We start from the raw sequence: 2,050 nt of genomic DNA on the forward strand, positions 1-2,050 counted from the left end.
CGGAGCCGGCCACCGCGCCGCGCTACGCCAATTGAGCAACCGCCTCGTAGGCATCCTGCACGGCCGCCTCAAAACCGGCACCGTCTACGACGAACAAACCGCCTGGCCATCCCAGCGCGCCAAAGACCTCGCCGCCGTTGCTTGACAACACAACAGCGTAGGATGTCTTCGCGCCGACCTGATCTCCTCGGTGAACCTTCCTTTGCGACGCGGAGGCGACCGGTTCGCTGGCGCCGTATTCCGGTTCTGATCTCCTGCTGCCTCGCGAACGCGGTGCACTAACTCATCGTGGTGGCCGCCGAGGAGACGATCGTGTTGCTCGACGCTCTATCGGCTAAGGAACGACGCCGTCGAATCGATTGGCATATCACGGCTAGTGACGGCGCGGCCTATAGTGTGGCGCATGTCGCCAACGAGTGGAGATCTCAAGGCACCCTTCATGCTGTTCGCTGCGTTCGTGACCGTCGTCCTGCTACCTGCGCTGGTCAATGTCGCCGCCAATTCCCTTCCGGACCAATGGCGGCGATACGCGTGGATCGCATGGCCCCTTTCCATCGCTGCCTTTCTCGTGCTCTATCGCTTCGAGGTAAGGAAGGTATCGCAGGAGACATCACCGGCACCCCCAATGCCGGTGATCTCAGGGTCGTCAGCGAGCGAGATTGAAGAGTCCACGCCGACACTCCAGCTATCTGCGCCACTTGAACTGGAGCCAGAGGCCATTGGCCACGCTGTAGCTGTGGCAGCCAGCGATCACGTCGCGATACGCCCCAGTCGCTCAGCGACAGGCTCTATCGCCATAACGCTGGCAGGCGCAATTCTTATCTTCGGAAATCGCGCGTTTGTCGAGTGGGTCGAGCGCCGCGCTCCAAGTGGAACCTTCGGGCGCTTTTTGGAGGTGCTGACATGGCCACGATGGTCAATTTTCCCGATCGAGGGCCGTGATGTGCTCACAGATGACGTTCGCGCCGTTTCCGTCGTTGTCATGGCAGTCGTGATCTTTGCTTCGTTGGGTAGATCTGCGTCGTTGACAAGGATCGCGGCTCTGTCTCGCGGCTGGATTTCGACCATGCTCGCCGCAATGTCGGTCGGGTTCCTCGGCAGCCTCTTGGCGGACAACGAGATGGTCCCGCACGCATGGGCAGCGACATGGCCCGCGATAACTTGGGGTCTATGCTTCGGCATACTAGCTGGACTTTCAGCTGCCGCGTCTGTCCCCAGGCCGCGCTGAAACGGTGAGCACCACAGTCGATCGAACCCGACCGCAGAACTTCGGCCGCGGCTCCGCAGCTCCAAGCCGCGGGAGTATCAGGATTTCGGACGGCCAGGGGCGAGTAGTCGCGCACCGAGCCGATCCGCTGCACATGGCCCGATCCGAGGCGGGCAAGTCGTATTTCGTGAAACGACGATCGCGGTGAATTTCGGCTTGAACGCGTGTGAGGCGCGGCTGCCGCTATCGGCCCTGCAAGGGCAGTGTCTGCCGATCAGCGGCGCGCACCGGGTCGTTCACGCTGTGGTGTCCAAGAAGGAACGGTCACCGGACGCTGCCGCCGCGCCGCTGGTGCTCCTTCGTTGCGTTGTTGCCCGGTAAGAGGTATAGGGTGCCTCAAGATCGACTGGTAGGGCCTGGGCTATAGGCCCACTGGCGGACTTTCGGGCCGTTTAGTGCAAGTCTGTCACTGCCTACGACCGCAGGCACACGGTCGTCCTCGGCGCCCACGGTCGCAGTGTCGCTCCCTCGAAGAACTCAACGCGTTCGGAACCATGTTTGAGGCCGTCGACGGCGACTCCACTACTTCAGCTTGCAGTTGTCCACTTTGGTCATCGCACCGAGGTGGACCCCTTGGGTGAAGGCGTCGGCGGCGACATGCAGCTGAACGATGGTCGCGCGACGCACTGCCGAACCAGGTGGTTCAGCCCAAATCGCCCTGATCAAGCGATTCGTTAGTGGGATCGAACCGACTACCACGTCTAGCTTGGACGAGAGCCTGAAACGGAAGTCATGGAGGATCGGCAGCTAGGGAGAGCGGCGTCACGAGTGGATCAATTGGGT

The 2,050-nt window shown here is 61.7% G+C and carries 1 protein-coding gene and 1 pseudogene; both read left to right on the forward strand.

The genetic code is table 11. The annotated features are described in order from the left end of the window. Positions 1-145: pseudogene (locus Rhe02_RS51155) on the forward strand (IS110 family transposase); the annotation flags it as partial. 294 nt (positions 146-439) lie between these two features. Beyond that, positions 440-1,228, forward strand: coding sequence for a hypothetical protein (locus tag Rhe02_RS49350; RefSeq protein WP_203915538.1), 789 nt, complete (start codon positions 440-442; stop codon positions 1,226-1,228). Positions 1,229-2,050 lie beyond the last annotated feature (822 nt).

The organism is Rhizocola hellebori (assembly GCF_016862955.1).
GTDB lineage: Bacteria > Actinomycetota > Actinomycetes > Mycobacteriales > Micromonosporaceae > Rhizocola > Rhizocola hellebori.